The 713-nt window shown below is 71.9% G+C and carries 1 protein-coding gene; it reads left to right on the forward strand.

The window, feature by feature from the left end; genetic code table 11:
* On the forward strand, positions 1 to 652 hold a 652-nt coding region (locus BFF77_RS32425), incomplete at its 5' end, for a PucR family transcriptional regulator (protein WP_211280386.1).
* Between the last annotated feature and the right edge of the window lie 61 nt (positions 653 to 713).

Here is a 713-nt window from a genome sequence, read left to right on the forward strand (position 1 = left end):
GCAGCACGCTGCGGTCGCCGAACCGGCCGATCAGGGCCTGTTCCACGGCGCGCGGAACGGGTTCCTCCTCGTCGTACGGGACGGCGCCCTCGGCGACCGCAGCGTGCTGCTCACCACCAAGGCCGGCCGGCTGATGTGCGTCGCGCCCGGCGACCAGGGCGAGGTCCTGACCTACTTCGCCGAGCAGGCGTTCGCGGCCACGGACGGCGGACGGGTCGCCATCGGCCGTCCGCAGCCCGGCGTGGGCGGAGTGGTCCAGTCCTACGAGGAGGCCCTGAACGTCCTCGATCTCGCCGACCGGCTCGCCATGGACGCGCCCGTGCTGCGCGCCGCCGATCTGCTCGTCTATCCCGTGCTCACCCGTGACCGGCACGCCATGACCGAACTCGTCCTCGGCACGCTCGGTCCGCTGGAGTCCGCCCGGGGCGGGGCACAGCCGCTCATCGAGACGCTCTCCACCTACTTCGACGCGGGCTGTGTGGCGGCGGAGGCGGCGCGCCGACTGTCGCTGAGCGTACGGGCCCTGACGTACCGGCTGGCGCGGATCCACAAGCTCACCGGCGTCGATCCCGCCGACCCCGTGCACCGCTACACCTTGCAGACGGCCGTCATCGGGGCCAGGTTGCTGGACTGGCCGACGAAACCATTCTGAGCCCGCAGGCGTGAAGGTAGGTACGACCGGTGCCCGGCGGCGGTCGTACCTACCTTCACGC

Origin of the sequence: Streptomyces lushanensis (genome assembly GCF_001700515.1) — a bacterium.
GTDB lineage: Bacteria > Actinomycetota > Actinomycetes > Streptomycetales > Streptomycetaceae > Streptomyces > Streptomyces lushanensis.